The 16,794-nt window shown below is 72.1% G+C and carries 15 protein-coding genes; 6 read left to right on the forward strand and 9 right to left on the reverse strand.

The features are described 5' to 3' along the window. The first annotated feature begins 75 nt into the window (after positions 1-75). A complete protein-coding gene (locus C4V41_RS14280; RefSeq protein WP_103956290.1) occupies positions 76-897 on the forward strand; it encodes an SAM-dependent methyltransferase in 822 nt (273 codons plus the stop codon). Continuing rightward, positions 894-1,988 (forward strand): serine hydrolase domain-containing protein, encoded by a 1,095-nt coding sequence (locus tag C4V41_RS14285; RefSeq protein ID WP_103956291.1) that lies wholly within the window; start codon positions 894-896, stop codon positions 1,986-1,988. Before C4V41_RS14280 ends, C4V41_RS14285 begins: the two co-directional genes overlap by 4 nt. 1 nt (position 1,989) lies before the next feature. Here the strand turns inward: C4V41_RS14285 and C4V41_RS14290 are convergent, their stop codons facing one another. From C4V41_RS14290 to C4V41_RS14300, 3 genes are all read right to left on the reverse strand, one after another. After that, positions 1,990-2,295 carry a hypothetical protein gene (locus C4V41_RS14290; RefSeq protein ID WP_103956292.1) on the reverse strand — a complete coding sequence of 102 codons (306 nt, stop codon included), beginning with the start codon at positions 2,293-2,295 and terminating at the stop codon, positions 1,990-1,992. Positions 2,296-2,306: 11 nt separating this feature from the next. Then, entirely contained in the window at positions 2,307-4,436 is a 2,130-nt protein-coding gene (locus C4V41_RS14295) for a hypothetical protein (RefSeq protein ID WP_103956293.1), read from the reverse strand. 68 nt (positions 4,437-4,504) lie between these two features. Next, positions 4,505-5,653 carry a DUF418 domain-containing protein gene (locus tag C4V41_RS14300; RefSeq protein ID WP_103956294.1) on the reverse strand — a complete coding sequence of 383 codons (1,149 nt, stop codon included), beginning with the start codon at positions 5,651-5,653 and terminating at the stop codon, positions 4,505-4,507. Positions 5,654-6,113: 460 nt separating this feature from the next. Here C4V41_RS14300 and C4V41_RS14305 point away from each other — a divergent pair, with 460 nt between their 5' ends. Next, positions 6,114-6,821 carry a hypothetical protein gene (locus C4V41_RS14305; protein WP_103956295.1) on the forward strand — a complete coding sequence of 236 codons (708 nt, stop codon included), beginning with the start codon at positions 6,114-6,116 and terminating at the stop codon, positions 6,819-6,821. A 58-nt stretch (positions 6,822-6,879) separates the two neighbouring features. Here C4V41_RS14305 and C4V41_RS14310 read toward each other — a convergent pair whose 3' ends face one another. Together C4V41_RS14310 and C4V41_RS14315 are read right to left on the reverse strand one after the other, a co-directional pair. Beyond that, positions 6,880-7,422, reverse strand: coding sequence for a hypothetical protein (locus C4V41_RS14310; RefSeq protein ID WP_103956296.1), 543 nt, complete (start codon positions 7,420-7,422; stop codon positions 6,880-6,882). 250 nt (positions 7,423-7,672) lie between these two features. After that, positions 7,673-10,441, reverse strand: a complete 2,769-nt coding sequence (locus tag C4V41_RS14315; RefSeq protein ID WP_235030113.1) for a helix-turn-helix transcriptional regulator — start codon at positions 10,439-10,441, stop codon at positions 7,673-7,675. A 102-nt stretch (positions 10,442-10,543) separates the two neighbouring features. Between C4V41_RS14315 and C4V41_RS14320 the strand changes: the two genes are divergently transcribed. From C4V41_RS14320 to C4V41_RS14330, 3 genes are all read left to right on the forward strand, one after another. Further along, positions 10,544-11,158: a LysE family translocator gene (locus tag C4V41_RS14320; protein ID WP_103956298.1), complete on the forward strand. Its 615-nt coding sequence runs from the start codon at positions 10,544-10,546 to the stop codon at positions 11,156-11,158. A 5-nt stretch (positions 11,159-11,163) separates the two neighbouring features. Continuing rightward, positions 11,164-11,703 (forward strand): TetR/AcrR family transcriptional regulator, encoded by a 540-nt coding sequence (locus C4V41_RS14325; RefSeq protein WP_103956299.1) that lies wholly within the window; start codon positions 11,164-11,166, stop codon positions 11,701-11,703. 124 nt (positions 11,704-11,827) lie between these two features. Beyond that, complete coding sequence (locus C4V41_RS14330; RefSeq protein ID WP_200823971.1) at positions 11,828-12,550, forward strand: polysaccharide deacetylase family protein; 723 nt, start codon at positions 11,828-11,830, stop codon at positions 12,548-12,550. Positions 12,551-12,556: 6 nt separating this feature from the next. Here the strand turns inward: C4V41_RS14330 and C4V41_RS14335 are convergent, their stop codons facing one another. Genes C4V41_RS14335 through C4V41_RS14350 form a run of 4 tightly spaced genes read right to left on the reverse strand, consistent with a single transcriptional unit; the run spans position 12,557 to position 16,792 of the window. Further along, on the reverse strand, positions 12,557-13,747 hold the full coding sequence (locus tag C4V41_RS14335) for a hypothetical protein (RefSeq protein ID WP_103956300.1): 1,191 nt from the start codon (positions 13,745-13,747) through the stop codon (positions 12,557-12,559). Positions 13,748-13,756: 9 nt separating this feature from the next. Then, complete coding sequence (locus C4V41_RS14340; RefSeq protein WP_103956301.1) at positions 13,757-14,137, reverse strand: RidA family protein; 381 nt, start codon at positions 14,135-14,137, stop codon at positions 13,757-13,759. A 9-nt stretch (positions 14,138-14,146) separates the two neighbouring features. After that, complete coding sequence (locus C4V41_RS14345) at positions 14,147-15,214, reverse strand: alanine racemase (RefSeq protein WP_235030114.1); 1,068 nt, start codon at positions 15,212-15,214, stop codon at positions 14,147-14,149. 48 nt (positions 15,215-15,262) lie between these two features. Next, a complete protein-coding gene (locus C4V41_RS14350; protein ID WP_103956302.1) occupies positions 15,263-16,792 on the reverse strand; it encodes an N-acyl-D-amino-acid deacylase family protein in 1,530 nt (509 codons plus the stop codon). Positions 16,793-16,794: the final 2 nt, after the last annotated feature.

Genomic DNA, 16,794 nt, shown 5'->3' on the forward strand with positions numbered 1-16,794 from the left:
CAAGCGTACATTTGGCCGGCGGGCGCCGACGCTTCAAGATCGGCGATACCCTTTCCTCACAAGCTATGAGGTGTCATGGCAGAGCACGCGCCGCCCGGGATCGACCCCAAGACGCCCAGCATCGCCCGCGTCTATGACTACTTCCTCGGTGGCAAGGACAACTTCGAGGCCGACCGCAGGGTCGCCGAGGAGGCCCTGAAGATCGCGCCCGACGCCCGCGAGGCGGGGCGGGCCAACCGCACCTTCCTGCGCCGCGCGGTGCACCACATGGCCGCCGAGGCCGGCATCCGCCAGTTCCTCGATCTCGGCTCGGGGCTGCCCACGCGGGGCAACGTCCACGAGATCGCCCAGGCGGTGGCGCCCGACGCCCGCGTCGTCTACGTCGACAACGACCCCGTGGTGCTCGCGCACGGCCGGGCGCTGCTGGCCACCGACGACGTCACCAAGGTGGTCGGCGGCGACGTGCGCCGGCCCGCGGAGATCCTGGAGCACCCCGAGATCGCCGGGTTCCTGGACTTCAGCCGGCCGCTCGGGATGTTGTTCGTGTCCGTCCTGCACCACGTCAACGACCACGAAGACCCCAACGGCGCCATGGCCCGCTTCCGCTCGGTCCTGGCTCCCGGCAGCCATCTGGCCATCGTGCACTTCCACAATCCGGGCGACGAGCATCCGGAGGCGTCCAAGATCGCCATCGAGGCGGAGCGGAACTTCAACGCGAACCTGGGCACCGGCCGCTGGCGCACCCGCGCGGAGATCCTGTCGTACTTCGGTGACCTGGAGCTGCTCGAACCCGGTCTGGTCCCGCTGGCCGACTGGCGTACCGAGCCCGGCGACCTCATCCACCAGGACGTGACCCGCCACAACGTCGTGGCCGGGCTCGCGCGCCTGAATTCATGACGGACGCCCGGCTGGAGGGGCGGTTGCGGGAGGCGGCGGACGAGCTCGTACGCTCCGGCGCCGAACGCGGCCTGCAGATCGCCGTCCACCGGCACGGCGAGCCCGTCGCCGACGTCGTGGCCGGGCTCGCCGACGCCGCCACGGGCCGGCCCGTCACCCCCGCGACGCCGTTCCACGGGTTCTCCGCGGGCAAGGCCATCACCGTCACCGTCGTCCACGTGCTGGCCGAGCGGGGGCTCCTCGACTACGACCTGCCGATCGCGCGGGTCTGGCCGGAGTTCGGGGCGCACGGCAAGGGCGCCGCGACGGTACGGGACGCGCTGACGCATTCGACGGGCGTACCGGGGCTGCCCGCGGACCTCACCCCCGAAGACCTGTGCGACTGGGAGCGGATGTGCGCGCTGATCGCCGGCGCGCGGCCCTGGTGGGAGCCGGGCGCCCGGACCGGCTACCACTCCTACACCTTCGGCTACATCGCCGGCGAGATCGTCCGCCGGGTGGCCGGCGCGCCCATCTCCGAGGTGCTCAGGCAGGAGGTCGCCGGGCCTCTCGGGGCGGCCGGGGAGCTGTTCCTCGGCGCGCCGCGAGCCGAGCTGGGCCGGTTCGCCCGGCTGGAGGACGCTCCGGGCTATGACGAGGCGCCCGACGGCTCTCCCGCGCTCGCGGTGGCGCCGCGCGGGGTGTGGCCCAGTGCCGCGTTCGGCAACCGCGCGGACGTGCTGTCGGCCCCGATCCCGGCGGGCGGCCAGATGACGGCCCGGGCCATGGCCCGCATGTACGCCGCCCTGCTCGGCCCGGTGGACGGTGTACGGCTGATCTCCGCGAACCGGCTTCGCGACGTGACCAGGCCCCTCGTGGATGACGTCGACCAGGTCTTCGGCAACCGCGCCGTCCTGTCGTGCGGCTTCGCCGTCGGCCGGCTGGGCGCCGATCCCGGCGACGCCAGGACCGTGTTCGGCTGGCCGGGCGCCGGCGGCTCCTACGCCTGCGCCGACACCGCCACCGGAGTGGCGTTCGCGGTGGTCAAGAACCGCCTCACCGCCGATTTCGGCACCGCCCAGACCATCGCCCGGATCGTCGCGGACGCCTGAGTCACCCGATGGTCAGACTGCTGTCGCCGTCGATGAAATAGAGGAAGTCCTCGTCCCCGCCGACCGAGGCGTCCGTGTAGTCGCCGTGGTGCGACCACGCGCCCCCGTCGTCCGCGACCGGCTCGGGAGCGGCCGGGGCCTCCCACCCCTGGTCCCAGCCGTCACCCCAGCTCTCTGTGGCCACGGCCGCCGAGGTGACCGCCACCGCGATGGCCGCCGGGATCCAGAACCGGGTCTCCGACGCCTCCCCGGTATACGCCCGCGCCGTCTCCCGTGCCCGGTCGAACTGGCTGGTGAAGATCGACATGGCGGCCTCCGTCAGAAGTCCAGGAAACGCGGTGTCCGTACGGCCTCGCGGGCGGCACGCAGATGGTCGGCGATCTCGCCCCGCCGCAGCCGTACGCCGGTGCCGCCCGGATAGCGGCGCATCACGTCAAGAATGGCCAATCGCCGCGCCACCGCGCGCAGCACCGCCGGCCGGGCGGCCTCGGGCGCGGCGGCCAGCTCCTGGCCGATGCGGCGGGCGGTCTCCCAGCGCAGGCCGAACACGTTCTCGGTGAGGACGTACCCGAGCACCGGCAGCGTGGTGGCGACCAGCGCGTTCCAGCGGTCCAGCACGATCGCCCAGCCGCGCTCGGCCTGGGCGGTCACCTGGGCCTTGCGCTGCTCGCCCTGGGCGTGCGACGAGTACGCCTGCGAGATGCCCGACACCGCGAACACCGGGTTGAGCAGCGCCGCCGCACCCAGCGACAGCGCCGCCGCCGCGTAGCCGACCTTGGGCAGCGCGTCGGGGTCGAGGTCCATCACCCGGGAGAGCCGCCCGGCGAGCTGCCCGGTCTCCGCCGCCGCCCGCTGCACCGGGGCGAGCGCGGCGCGCAGCCGGCCCTCCTGGGCCTTCAGCCAGTCCGGCTCGGCGCCGTTCGTGACCGCCGCCAGCAGCCGCGCGTCCCGGTGCCGCAGGAAGGCCGGCAGCACGGAGGCGACCTGGTCGAGGTGGGCCTGCAGCTCACCCAGCCCGACCTGCAGGACCGCGGCCACCCGCGAGCGCTCCTCGGCCTCTTCCGGCAGAGTGACCTCCTGGGACAGCCCGTCGGCGCCGACGTCGCCGAGCAACGCCGCGTGCAGCTCGTAGAACGGGCCGAACACGGTGTAGAGCAGGTAGTCCTCCTCCAGCCCGACGGCGGCCCGCAACATGCCGGGCACCCGCGCGGGCTCCGCGCACGCGTTGCTCCACGCCCTGACCTCGATGTGCAGGGCCTGGACCAGCTCGGGCGCGGCGACGACCTCAAGCTCGGTCCGCTCGGTCGTCAGCCGCACCGCCGCCCGCGGCAGCCCCGGCCGCCCCTCGACCGTCCTGATCGACTGGTACGGGATCCGCAGGTTGACCCCGGCCCCCTTGACCCGCATCCCGTCCGGCGCGAACGCGCACGCCACCGGCCGCCCGTCGGCCAGCTCGGCGGGCAGCACGCCGGAGGTGAGAGTGCGCTCGGCGGCGGCCCGCAGCTCCGCGTTCTGGTACAGCCGCCGCCCGAACACCTCGGAGGCGCACTCGACCGTCACCGGGCCGTGCGCCGGGCTGAACACGACGAACCGCTCGACGGTCCCGGCGATCCGGAGCCGCGGGTCGCCGAGATCGAAGTGCGCAAGCACCTCCTGAGTGTCGGGCGACTGGAACTCCAGCTCGTGCGCGCTGAGCACACAGTCCGCCTTTCCGTCGCCGCCTCCGTTCAGGCCGCGGAGCGTCACCGGCGCGGACGTGCCCACCGTGCGCGGCCCTGGGCCCGCCGACCCCATGACGGCCATGAAGGCCTGCCGGACCTGCGGGGTCACCAGGTGCAGGGTCGCGCCGGTGAGGAAATGCCCGCCGAGCAAAGCGCCGCCCCGCAGCGTGACTGCGCTCGGCCCGACGGGAGTCACGGTGACCCGGTTCACGGGCCACTCGATGGGGATGTCGCCGCGGCTGCGCAACTGCAGCCGGCCTCCGGCGACGACGACGTACGCGGCCAGCTCCTCCGGCGCGGAGCCGTCGGGCGCTGATTCGTACGCCAGGGTGATGGAGATCGCGCACGGGCTGATGAAGTCCGTCGCGGCGGCCCCGGGCATCAGCCGGCCGCGCAGCCCGGTCAGCGCGGTGAGGGCGGGCTGGTCCAGTTCGCCCGAGGTGAGCTGGATCGTCCTGCCCTGCGGCAGCCGCAGGTCGGCGACGAGCCTGGTGCTCGCGTCGACCAGTTCGATGGTGGCGTCGGGGTCGGCCGCCGGGTCGAGCGCGGTGACGACCGGGGTGCCGAGCCCGCCGGTGTCGTGCACGTACACGGCCGGCTGGTCGGTCAGCAGCAGGGAGCGGGTCCCGGTCCACGAGAATCCGGCGGACTGCCGCTCCATGAACAGGGGATGCAGGGAGCTGTCGAAGACGACCCGTCCTCGTACGGTTCCCCAGGCCACCGGCACGGCTGCTCCCTCCTGCCGTTTCTCCAGAATCGTGCTCTCCCAGAGCACCGGCGTACAGGGAGAAATACCTATTGGGCGATGGTGAGGCGGCGAAGGACGTACTCGACGGGGCCGTAGCGGTGGTTCCGCAGCCAGAGCGCGCTGAGCCAGAGCAGGACCGTGTAGATCACCAGGGCCACCCCCATCACCGCGATCGGCGCCAGCTTGCCCGCCAGCGCCAGGCCGTACCCGGTGAAGACCAGGCAGGCCAGGATCGACTGCCCGACGTAGTTGGAGGCCGCCACCCGGCCGGCGGGCGCCAGCGCGCGGCCCACGGCGGGGACGCGTCTGATGATCCTCAGCAGGGTGGCGACGTAGGCGGCGGCGAGCAGGATCGAGGTGACGCTGTTCAGGGCGGTGACGGCCGTCCCCGCGGCGCCGGAGCCGCTGGCGGTCACCGCGAGCAGGATTCCGCCCGGGATGCCCGCGCCGAAGCCGATCCACTGGATCCGCGGCAGCAGCCGGGACCATCGCCCGGTGTCCTCCAGCAGCCTGGACTTGCCCGCCGCCAGCCCGAACAGGAACATGGCCAGCGCCATCGGCCCCTGGAAGACCCAGACCATCGCGACGAGCGGCGGATAGAGCTTCAGTTGGAGGGTCAGGAAGTCGAGCGGGCCGCCGGTGGCCAGGGCCAGCGTCCGCGCCGCCACGGCCGGGTCGGCCGCCTGGGCCGCTCCGGTCTCCGGGACCAGGAGGCTCAGGAGCGCCAGGGCCGACAGCAGCAGGGTCATCACGCCGACGATGACGGACCCGGTGATGACGGCCGTCTTCGGCTTGACGTTGCGCATGGCCAGCAGGATCAGGCCGAGGACGGCGTACAGGGTGAGGATGTCGCCGACCCACAGCAGGATCCCGTGCAGCACACCGATCACGAACAGGCCCAGGCACCTGCGCAGAGTCCTGGCCGTCACGCTCGCGCCCGCCCGCTCGGCCGAGCGCATCTGCAGCGTGAACGAGTAGCCGAACAGGAACGAGAAGATGATGTAGAACTTGGTCAGCACGAAGGCGGTGATCGCCATGGCGACCGGCCCGTCGGGGATGGGCATGGTGCCGTCGATGGCGTAACCGGGGTCGGCGAAGAAGCCGATGTTCGCCACCAGGATGCCCGCCAGCGCGAACCCCCGGATCGCGTCGATCTCGTGGACCCGGGCGGGGAGTGGCGTGCGCAGTTGCGTCATGATCCCGAAGCTACGGACGGCGGGCGGGGCCCGGCATCGAACCTTGGTCGCGCCCCTGGCTACCAAAGCATCGCCCTGGGGAGTTTGTGGGGTAGTTGGGGCGCAACGTACAGGACTGCACCACAATGGGGGAATGGCATACCCTCCACAGCCTCCGCAGCCACAGCCCCACCCGCAAGGGCCCTGGGGTGCGCAGGGTCAGGGAGCGCCGCAAGGGTACGGCCCGCCCCAGCCTCATGGACCTCGGCAACCGCCGTACGGACCCCCGACCCAGCCAGGCCAGCACCCTCCGACCCAGCCTCAGAACCAGTACCCCCCAGGCCAGCACCCCCCAGGCCAGCACCCCCCAGGCCAGCACCCCCCGGGCCAGTACCCTCCGACCCAGCCCGGCCAGTACCCCCCGTCCGGCTACATCCCGCGCCCCCCGGCCAAGAGCAACACCGGCCTGATCATCGGCCTGGTGGCGGGCGTGGCCGTGCTCCTCCTGGGCGGCGCCGGCATCGGCGCGTACTTCTACCTGAGCTCCCCCGGCCCCGCCCCCATCAGCATGCCCACCATCACCCAGTCCTCGGACCCGCCAGCGTCCGACCCGCCATCATCCGCGCCTGCGGAGACTCCGACGGCCACCCCTTCCGAAACCCCGACGGACCCGGAGCCGTCCGAGACCACCGGCACCTCGAAGCGCGCGCAGCCGAACTCCCCGCTCACCCATAACGAGTTCAGCGACTGGAACTTCGCCCTGGGCGGCGTCAAGCACAAGGCCGACAAGGTGGCCGGCTGGACCTACAACTCGTGCGACCCGGTGGACGGCCAGGGCGTGCTGGCCAAGAACAAGTGCCAGCGGGCCGTCGAGCTCGCCTACTCCGCGTACGGCGGCCACCTCAAGGCGGTCCAGCTCATGATGTCCTTCCCCACCGAAAAGGCCGCCAAGACCGCGGCCGACCGGCTGGCGAAGCTGAGCTCGGACGCCGTGACCTGGCGAAAGAACAGGGCGCACAGCACGTACGCGTACGGCAAGGTCCGTTCGGGCGCGTCCAAGAAGTATCTGGTCGTCACGATCGTCACCGCGGACAAGTCGGCCCGCTCCAAGGCCACGAGCTTCCACGCGTACCTGCAGAGCGACCACGCCGGCTACTTCCTCCTGCGCGACCTGACCATCACCAGCTGACCCCGGACGCACGACGGTGGGCCGGCTCCCGAGAGCCGGCCCACCGGTCTCCACCGAATCAGCCGATGCTGAAGTGGCCCTTGAAGCCGGCGCTCTTCACCCCGCCGAACAGCGCGCCCGCCGTGCACTTGCCGGCCCCGCCCAGCAGGTTCGTGTCGAACTCACCGGTGAACCGCTGCCCCTCGAACACACCCTTCGTCACGACACCGGACACCTTGGCGGTGTTCAGCATGGTCTCGTCGATGGTCAGGTCGACCGTGCTGGTCTGCTTGCCACCGTTCACGGTCCACTCGATGGTGGCGGTACCCGTGCCACCGCCGAAGTCGCTCGCCACACAGCTCAGGTCCACGTCGCCGAACGTGGCGCTGAGGCGGGCGGAGGTGATGCCCATGTCGCTGTGGTCGATGCAGCCCCGCTCGGTGCCACGGTAGGCGACGGCCTCGGACTGCGGGAACATCTGCACTCCCGGCGAGAAGTGCGTGTCCCCCGCGGCGTCACAGGAGATCTCGGTGACGGCCTGGGCGGGCTGCGGGGCGGCGAGGAAGAGTGCGGACACACCGAGGGTGGCGAGGGCGGGAAGGGTCTTGGCGAGCTTGGACATGAACTGCTCCTTTCGAGGGCAGGACGAGGCGGCGGCGGCGATCACCGTCGCCGCCCCCGTGAAGGGTTCTCGATCACTGGACGCTACGAGCCGTAGCGCAAAGATCACCCAAAGCGATCGCCCGTGGTCTTCCAGTTGTCGCGACAACCCCGAAAAACCCCGCTGCGCCCGACGCCGATCGCGCCGGCACCTGCTCACCGCCGCTGACCCGGTCGCCGGCCAGCCGCCAACCCAGCCGGCTCAGCCGAGGTCAGTCCAGCAACCCCCGTTGCCGTGCCGTGGCGGCCGCCTGCGTGCGGGTGGAGGCGTCAAGTTTGCCCAGGATGTTGGACACGTGCACGCTCACCGTCTTCTGCGCGATGAACAACCTCTCAGCCACCTCCCGGTTGGTCAGCCCCTCCGCGACCAGCCGCAACACCTCGACCTCCCGGGCCGTCAGCCCACCATCACCAGGAACGCCCGCACCGGACGAGCCGCCAGAGCCGCCACTCCCGAACCGGGCCCGCCGCCCGAAGTCCAGCAGGGCGTTCTCCAGTGGCGCCGCCCGCAGCTTGCCCGCCGTCTCCCTGGCCAGGCCGAACTCCACCTGGGCGGCGTCGCGGTCGCCGGCCGCCAGCAGTGCCTCGGCCAGCCGCCACCGTGCCCGCGCCACCTCATACACGAACCCGAAGTCGAACGCCGACACCACCCCCCGCCACAGCTCCACGTCGAGCCGCCCGTGCACGCGGTGCCACTCGGCCTCCACCCGCGCGGCCCAGGCCAGCCCTTCGGCGCCCATGTGCCCGCCGTCCCCCGTGGGGCCCGCCTCGACGGCCAGCCGGGCGCTCGCGCGCAGCTCGTCGGCCCCTTCCGTGGTGCCCAGCTCGGCCAGCGCCCACAGCCCGACGGCGGCCAGCCGCACCACGCCGGTCTCGCCGGGGACCAGCGGCGCCATGGCCGCGCGCACGTGCTCGAGGGCTCCCTCGGGATCGCCCTGCCACAGCGCGTGCTCGGCCGCCAGACCCCTGGACATGTAGGAGACCAGCTCGTCGGGCCAGAACGGACGCAGCCAGCTCAGCCGCCCCTCGACCGCCGGCAGGCCGCGCGCCACCTCGATGAACAGCGCGAACGACGACAGGATCGCCTCCGGCACCGTGCCCACCCGCGCCCCGAACCCGGCCGCCACCGCCTCCGCCTGATCCCACTCCCCGGCCAGGTAGTGGATCAGGAAACGCAGGAAGCGCAGGTCGGTGCCGTAGGTGCTCCACTTGAGCCCGGTCTCGAACGCCAGGCGGACACCTCCGTCGGCCACGTCGGCGGCGTCGGCCAGCAGCCCCTGCTCGTAGTGGATGCGGGCGTGGTGGAAGCGGGCGCGCAGGTCCATGGCCAGGTTGCCGGTGCCCTCGGCGGAGGCGGTGTCGACCAGCTCGTGGGCCCTGGCCAGGTCGCCCCGGACCTCGACGAAGGTGGCCAGCGTGAGCATGGCGCCCGCCTCGGCGTCGCGGGCCCCGGCGGCACGGGCGGTCTCCAGCGCCCGCGTGGACAACTCCTCGACCTCCTGGTGACGCGACGTCCAGAGCAGCGTGCGGGCGTAGGTGGCCAGCGCGCGGGCGAGCGCGACCTGGTCTTCGGCGCTCTCCACCGCCCGCTCGGCCGCCTCGATCGCGCCCTCGCGGTCGTCGAGCTCGTAGAGGTAGTAGGCGAGCCGCTCGCTCACCCGGGACGTCGGCGGCAGCGCGCGGAGCTGGGTGGCCGCCCGGTGGTTGTCACCGCTGTCGGCCGCCATGAGGGCGCTGCGGAAGGCCAGCTCCACGCGGCTCTCCCCGGCCAGCCGCTCCGCCTCCCGCACGCGTTCCCACAGGCTGAGCGCCTGGTCGTAGTGGCTGTGCGCCTCGGCGGGCGCCCCGACCCGCTCGGCCAGCCGGCCCGCCTCCACTGACGCCGACAGCGCCCCGGCCAGGTCGTGGCCCGCGAGGTAGTGGTGCGCCAGCTCGGCCGGCGAGGTGAGCAGGCGGGCGAAGGCGGCGTGCAGCCTGGTGCGCTCGCCGGGCAGCAGGTCGGTGTAGACGGCCTCCTGCAGGAGCGCGTGGCGGAAGGCGTAGCCGTAGCCGTCGACCCGCAGCAGCCCGCGCGAGACGATCTCCCTGACCACCTCCTCGAACTCCGCCGCCGGCAGCCCCGACACCTCGCGCAGTAGCTCGTCCTCCACCCGGCGCCCGGCCACGGCGGCGGCCCTGAGCACCCGCTGCCCGGCCTCGGACAGCAGCTCGACCCTGGACATCAGCAGGCTGGCCAGCTCGTCGGGCAGGCTGTCGCCCTCGGCCATGGCCGCGAACAGCTCCTCCGCGTAGAACGGGTTGCCGTCGGCGCGGGCGACGATGAGGCCGAGCCCGTGCGCGTCCACCTCACCCAAGGTGGCGACATAGTCAGACATTTCGCCCGAACCCAGCGGCCCCAGCTCCACGCTCATCACCGTGGGCAGCCGCTTCAGCTCGGCCAGCACGGAGCGGAGCGGGTGGCGGCGGTGCAGGTCGTCGGTGCGGTAGGTGCCGACGACGCAGACCCGCTCGCTCTGCACCATGCGGCTGAGGAAGACCAGCAGGTCGCGGGTGGAGCGGTCGGCCCAGTGCAGGTCCTCGATCACGAACAGCACCGGCTGCAGGTCGGCCAGCAGCCCGAGCAGCGAGCCGAACAGCCGCTGCTGGGTCAGCCCGGCCGAGGACGCGTTGTCCGTGCCCGGCAGCAGTTGCCCCAGCATGGGATGGGCGGCGGCGGCCTCGCGCACGGCGGGCTCCGCGCCGCGCAGCGCGTCGGCCAGCGGCAGGTAGGGCAGCGCGTCGCCGAGCTCGGCGCACTGGCCGATCAGCACGTGGAAACCGCGCTCGCGGGCCTCGGCGGCCAGCTCGGAGGTCAGCCGGGTCTTGCCGATCCCGGCGTCGCCGCCGACGAGCGCCACCCCGGCCGTGCCCTGGGCGGCCGAATCCAGCACCCGCATGAGTCCGGCCAACTCCGCTGAGCGCCCGACGAGAAGACCGTCCACGTCAGAAACTATGCCATGCTCCGCCGACATTCGATTGGTCTATAAAACCGGCCGCGGATTGGCACTCATCGACATACCAAACCCAACATACGCTGCTGTTTCGTGATCCCTCCAACGACCTTCGCCCTTTTCGTGACGGCCTCGCTCGCCCTGGTGCTCATCCCCGGCCCGAACCATCTCTACATCACCGCCAGAGGGCTGGCCCAGGGCCGTTCGGCGGGCCTGGCCAGCGCGCTCGGGGTGGAGACGGGCACGCTCGTGCACATCGCGGCCGCCGCGGCGGGCCTGTCGTACGTGATCTCACAGTCGGCGACGCTGTTCGCCATCGTCAAGTGGGCGGGCGTCGCCTACCTCATCTACCTGGGCGTACGCGCCTTCACCGGCAAGCAGACGGAGACGGGCGCCCCCGAGCCGCAGCCGCTGCGCAAGGTCTTCCTCGAAGGCATGCTGGTCAACGTGCTGAACCCGAAGGTGGCGCTGTTCTTCCTGGCGTTCCTGCCGCACTTCGTCGACCCGGGCGCGGGCTCGGTGGCGGCGCAGGTGGTGGTGTTCGGCCTGACGCTGCTGCTCCTGGGCCTGATCTCCGACATCGTGTACGCCCTCACCGCCGGCGCCCTCGGCACCCGCCTCAAGCGCGCCGCCAAGACCCTCCGCTACGTCAGCGGCATCGTCTACCTGGGACTGGGAGTGGCCACGGCCTTCGCCGGGAGAAAATGAGCCCTATGGCGCCGAGGAAACAGCAGGAGATCTTCGATGCGACGCTGCGGCTCGTCGCCGAGAAGGGCTACGACGGGCTGACCGTCGAGGGGGTGGCCGAGCGGTCGGGCGTCAACAAGACGACGATCTACCGCTGGTGGCCGTCGAAGGCGGCGCTCCTGGGCGCGGCCCTGGTCGAGTCCGATGTGCTGGGCTTCGAGGCGCCCGACACCGGCAGCCTGCGCGGCGACCTGGTCGCCCTGGTCGAGGGCATCGTCCGGCTGCTGACCGAGCCGCCCGCCAGCGAAATCGCGGTCGCCGCGCTCGGCGCCGCCGTCCGCCATCCCGAGCTCGACGCCCGGCGCTTCTTCGCCGACCGGTTCGCCAGGGAGCGGGAGATCTTCGAACGCGCGGTGCGCCGGGGCGAGCTGAAGGCGTCGGTCGACCCGATGCTGATCATCGATCTGCTGGCGGGGGCGGTGTGGATGCGCACGGTGTTCAGGGGCCTGCCGGTGACGGACGACTTCCCCGGCGAGGCGGTCGCGGCCATCCTCGACGGCGTCTGACCTCGTTTCTTCCACATGTGCCGAGTCGCCACAAGCGCACCGGCCTCCTTCCTTCCAGAAGGACTCCCGCCGGAGTGCGGCGGAAAGCCGGTGGGGGCCAGGAAGTTGATCATAGGATCCTCTGGTGGCCGTTCAGAAGACAAGACGCCGTTGGCCGGTGATCGTGTTCGCCCTCGTGATCACTCTGCTGCTGGGGGCCGCCGGTCTCTATCAGGTGGCGAACGCGCGTTCGTTCCAGCTCGCCGGAAAGCTGACGAACCGTGTGGAGACGACCGAGAAGCTCGTGGCGCTGACGTTCGACGACGGGCCGGACGAGCACACGCAGGAGATCATCGACGCGCTCGCGGCCGAACGTGCACCGGCCACGTTCTTCGTGGTCGGCGCCCAGATGGAGGCGAACCCCGGGATGGCGGAGGCGCTGGTCAAGGCCGGGCACCAGCTCGCCAACCACACGTACACGCACCGAAGAATGATCTTCGTCTCCGAGGAGACGGTCGCCGGCGAGATCGAACGCACCGACCGGCTGATCAGGGCCGCGGGGCAGCAGGGAGAGATCTTCTTCCGGCCTCCGACCGGCAAGAAGCTGGTCACGCTGCCGCTCTACCTGTCCGAGCACGACAGGCACACGGTGATGTGGGACCTGGAGCCCGACTCCGGCGCCACCCCGACGGCGGCCGAGATCGTCACGCAGGTCGGCCAGGAGGTCAGGCCCGGCTCGATCATCCTCCTGCATCCCTGGTATCAGAGCGGCCAGAACACCCGCGACGCCATCAAGGACCTCACCGCCACGCTCCGCGCCGACGGCTACCGCTTCGTCACGGTGGGCGAGCTCCTGGCCCGCGCCTGACCGGGCCTACAGGGCCAGCGCGGCCGGAATGCGGTCGAGTACGGGGTGCGGCACCAGCCCGTACGCGTAGAAGTCGACCGCCAGCGCCCCGGCCGCCTTGGCCCCGCGCGCCTTGGCCACCAGCCGGTCGGTGGAGTCGCTGTCGGGGTAGCCGGGCCGCAGCACCGCCCGCACCTCCCGGTCCTTGCCCACGGACCGCAGGTAGGCGCCCACGTCGTCGGCCACCCGCGCCGCGTCCCGCGCGTACGCCAGCACCCCGAACGCCGGCACCAGGTCACCCAGCGCCACCAGGTCGACCCCGAGCTGCCAGGCGTCGTGCGCGGCCAGCCCGGGCGTGGGCAGCCCGTCGGTGTAGCCCTTGACCGCCCCGGTCGAGTCGATGAACACCAGCCTCGACCCCTCCTCGGCCACCGCCGAGGCCACCTCGGACACCAGCGTGGTGACGGTCTCGGAGCGCGCCCGCGCGTAGGCCACCACCTCGGGCCCCGCGTACGCGGTCAGCGCCGCCCTGGTCACCTCACCCTGCGCGGGCGGGTCGCCGTCGAACACCCCGCCCACGATCCTGGCGCACTCCTCTCGCGCCACCTCGGCGTTGACGCCCAAATCGGTGGCCCGGCGCATGCAGTAGTCGCAGAAGCAGAGCCCGAACAGGTAGGCGTCCATCGGCCCGAGCGGCACGAACGAGCGCTGCGGCTTGAGCGGCCTGAAGTGCAGCGACTCGGCCACCACGCTGTCGACCCCGAGCCTGGCCACCGCCCTGGCGAGCGCGACCGCGTAGTCGCGGGCGTCGGGGTGGGCGGGGCACAGGTCGGTGAGCGAGCCGCGGTCGCCGAAACAGTCGCGCACGGTCACATCCGGATGCTCCGTGCCGAGCGCCGCGTTGCGCAGGAACACCGTCCATCCGTGGAGCTTCATGGACCGCTTCGCACACTCTTCGCGCAGCCCGTCGAAAGCATCCAGATAGCCCGGCACGGGAGACAGCCGGAGCCCGTCGAACAATTCGGGCGGCGGGGTGAAGTGCGCTCCGTCGTGGCGGAGGGTCAGCCGGGACAGTCCGTGCGGGGTGACGTCGCGGGAGGCGTGGTGCACGGCGCCGACGGTGATGCCGGAGACGCCGTAGCCGCTGATCCTGTCGAGCACCCGCTCGACGCCTTCGCCGCGCAGGTCCTCGACGAAGACGTACACCGAACTGTCCACAACCGAACCTTAAGCGCTCTTGTACGCGACGAAGTCGATCTCCACCAGGATGTCCATCAGGTCGGACCCCACGGTCGTGCGCACGGGGAACGGCTGGTTGAAGTACGACTTGTACACCTCGTTGTAGGCGGCGAAGTCGCGCTTGAGGTGCTGCAGGTGGACCGTGGCCTTGATCACGTCGTCGAAGCCGAGGCCGTGCGCGGCCAGGATGGCACCGAGGTTGCGCATGGTCTGGTGAGTCTGGGCGGCCACGTCGTCACCGACCACCTCGCCGGTCCGCGGGTCGAGCGGGCCCGCGCCGGAGGTGTAGACGAAGTCACCGACCACGAGACCCTGGGAGTACGCACCGATCGGGGCGGCGCCTTCCGTGGTCTTAAGCTCCTTTTTCACGAAATCTCCCTAGAAGTTGGTGCTTATCGTGCCTACGACACGGTAGTCCCGGTCCACGAGCGGCAGCACCCGCCACTTGTCGAACGCCGTGCACGGGTGGGAGATGCCGAAAGCCAGCAGGTCACCGGGCTTGAGCCCGTCGGCGCGCACGATGGTGTGCTGATCCTGCATCTTCATGATCGTGACCCCGCCGCGGCGCGGAATGGGCAGGCCCTCGTCGTAGGGGGCATCGCGCTTGCCCATGCCCACGATCGCCAGACCCGGCTCGGGCGTGGACAGCACGTGCGCCCACACCTCCAGCGCCGGGCGCAGCTCGCCCTCCATCCGGTTGAACGGCGTGCGCTCCCGGTAGTAGCCGTCGTCGTGGCTGACGTAGGCGCCGCTGCGCAGCAGGATCCTGGCCTGGGTGGCGACGAGTTCGCGGCCGATCACGTCGAACCACTGGCTGCCGCCGACGGTCAGGATGGGATTCTTGACGCGGACGTATTCGATGGCCTCCTGCAACGAATCCAGATATTTCCGGACCTCGTCGCCGGTCGTGAGCCCGCCCTCGTACCCGGCGATCCCGGCCGGCTCAACGCCGGGCGTCGCCTGCACGTGCGCGGCGACCTCCAGCACCCCGGCCAGTGTCCGGCACCCGGCCCGCCCGCCGTCGTGCCCCACCTCCACCAGCACCTGGAACGGCCTGGCCCCGGCGTGCCGGGCGAGCTGGTCGACCCCGGCGATGGAGTCGACGAAGCTCAGGAACTCGAAATCCGGGTCGCGCTCCAGCTCGGCCGCGGCCCAGGCGAGCCCCACGGGGTCGACGACCTGGTTGGCCACCATGATCCGGCCGACCCCGAACCCCCTGACCACCTGGGCCTGCCGGGTGGTCGCGACGGTGAGCCCCCAGGCGCCCGCCTCCAGCTGGAGCGCGGCGATCTCGGGGGACATGTGGGTCTTGGCGTGGGGGGCCAGCTCCATCCCGTGGTCACGGACGAAGGCCGCCATCGTCGCGACGTTGTGCTCCAGGGCGTCCTGGTGCACCACCATCGCGGGAAAGCCGAGCCCGCCGTCGAAGATCGACTGCCCGAGCACAACACCCCCTTCGTCCGCGTCCGACCCTATCCCAACCAGCCCTCAGCCTCAGGGCCGGAGCGCGCGACCGGCGGTGGCGCCCGTCAGCTCACCGGCCGCCAGCACCGGCACCCCCGACACGACCACGTCGTCCACCCCGGCGGCCAGCGCGCGGGGCTCCTCGTAGGTCGCCAGGTCGCCCACCACGCCGGGGTCGAACACCACGACGTCCGCCGCGAACCCGCGCCGCAGCAGCCCCCGGTCCATCAGCCCGAACCGCCGGGCCGGATGCGCGGCCAGGTGCGTCACGGCCTGCTCCCACGTCCAGTCGCCCAGCTCCCTGACGTGCCGCCCGAGGAACCTGGCGAACGCCCCGAACCCGCGCGGATGCGGATGACCGCCCACGTAGATGCCGTCGGAGCCGCCGGTCTGGGACGGGTGGCGCAACATCCGGCGTACGGACTCCTCACCCTCGGGCCCCTCGTCGGGCCGGGCGGACACCACGCCCGCCTCCAGCCGCGTCTCCGTCAGGAGCCGCCGGCAGAACGCGGCCGGCTCCACCCCCGCCCGCTCGGCTGCCGCCACCATGGTCAGCCCCTCGGCCCACTCCAGCCCCGGCGCGTGCGAGATGGTCAGCCGCGGCCAGGTGCCGGCCAGCTTCGGCCACCACTCGTCCAGCCCGTCGGAGGCGATCATCTCCAGGGCGAGGTCGGTCTCGGCGCCGGGCACGGTCGGCGGCAGCACCACCATGGCCAGGATCGTGTTGCCGCGCAGGTAGGGATAGGTGTCGAAGCTGAGGTCGACGCCCTGGCCGAGCGCCTCCTCGACCAGCGGGAGCAGCACGTCGGCGGGCCCGTGCAGGTGGGAGACGTGCACGGCGGCGCCCGAGCGGCCGGCGATGTCCATGACCTCGGCCATGCCCTCCCCGGCCCGCGTGCCGTAGGCCCGCATGTGGGTGACGTACGGGAGCCCGCCGAGCGGGACGCACAGGGCGGCCAGCTCTTCGGCGGAGGCGTACCGTCCGGGCAGGTATTCCAGCCCGCTCGACAATCCGGCGGCGCCCTCCGACAGCCCCCGCTCGACGTGCCGCAGCATCGCGGCCAGGTCGTCGCGCGAGGCCGGGCCGGATGAGGGGCCCATGACGTCGTAGCGGATGGTGCCGTGCGGCAGCAGGTAGGCGGTGTTCACCGCCACGGCCCGGTCGTAGCCGTCGAGCAGCTCACCGACGGTCAGCGGCCCCTCCTGCGGGAGCGGGCCGTTGACGGCGGCGAAGTAGCGGGCCGCGTAGGCGACGGTCGCGGCGGAGCCGGGCGCGTAGGAGAGCCCGTCCTGCCCGAGCACGAACGTCGTCACCCCCTGCCGCAGCGCCGCCCGCTGCACGCCCGGATCGAACACGGCCGCGTCGCCGTGCGCGTGGCAGTCCACGAAACCGGGCGCGACCAGCCGTCCCGTCGCGTCGATCACGCGCTCCGCCACCGCGCCGTCCAGCCTGCCGACCGCCGCGACCCGGTCGCCCGAGATCGCCACGTCCGCCCGGTACGGTGGCGCGCCCGTGCCGTCGAGCACCCGCCCACCGCTGATGACCACGTCGAAGCTCACCC

The organism is Nonomuraea solani (assembly GCF_900108335.1).
Lineage (GTDB): Bacteria > Actinomycetota > Actinomycetes > Streptosporangiales > Streptosporangiaceae > Nonomuraea > Nonomuraea solani.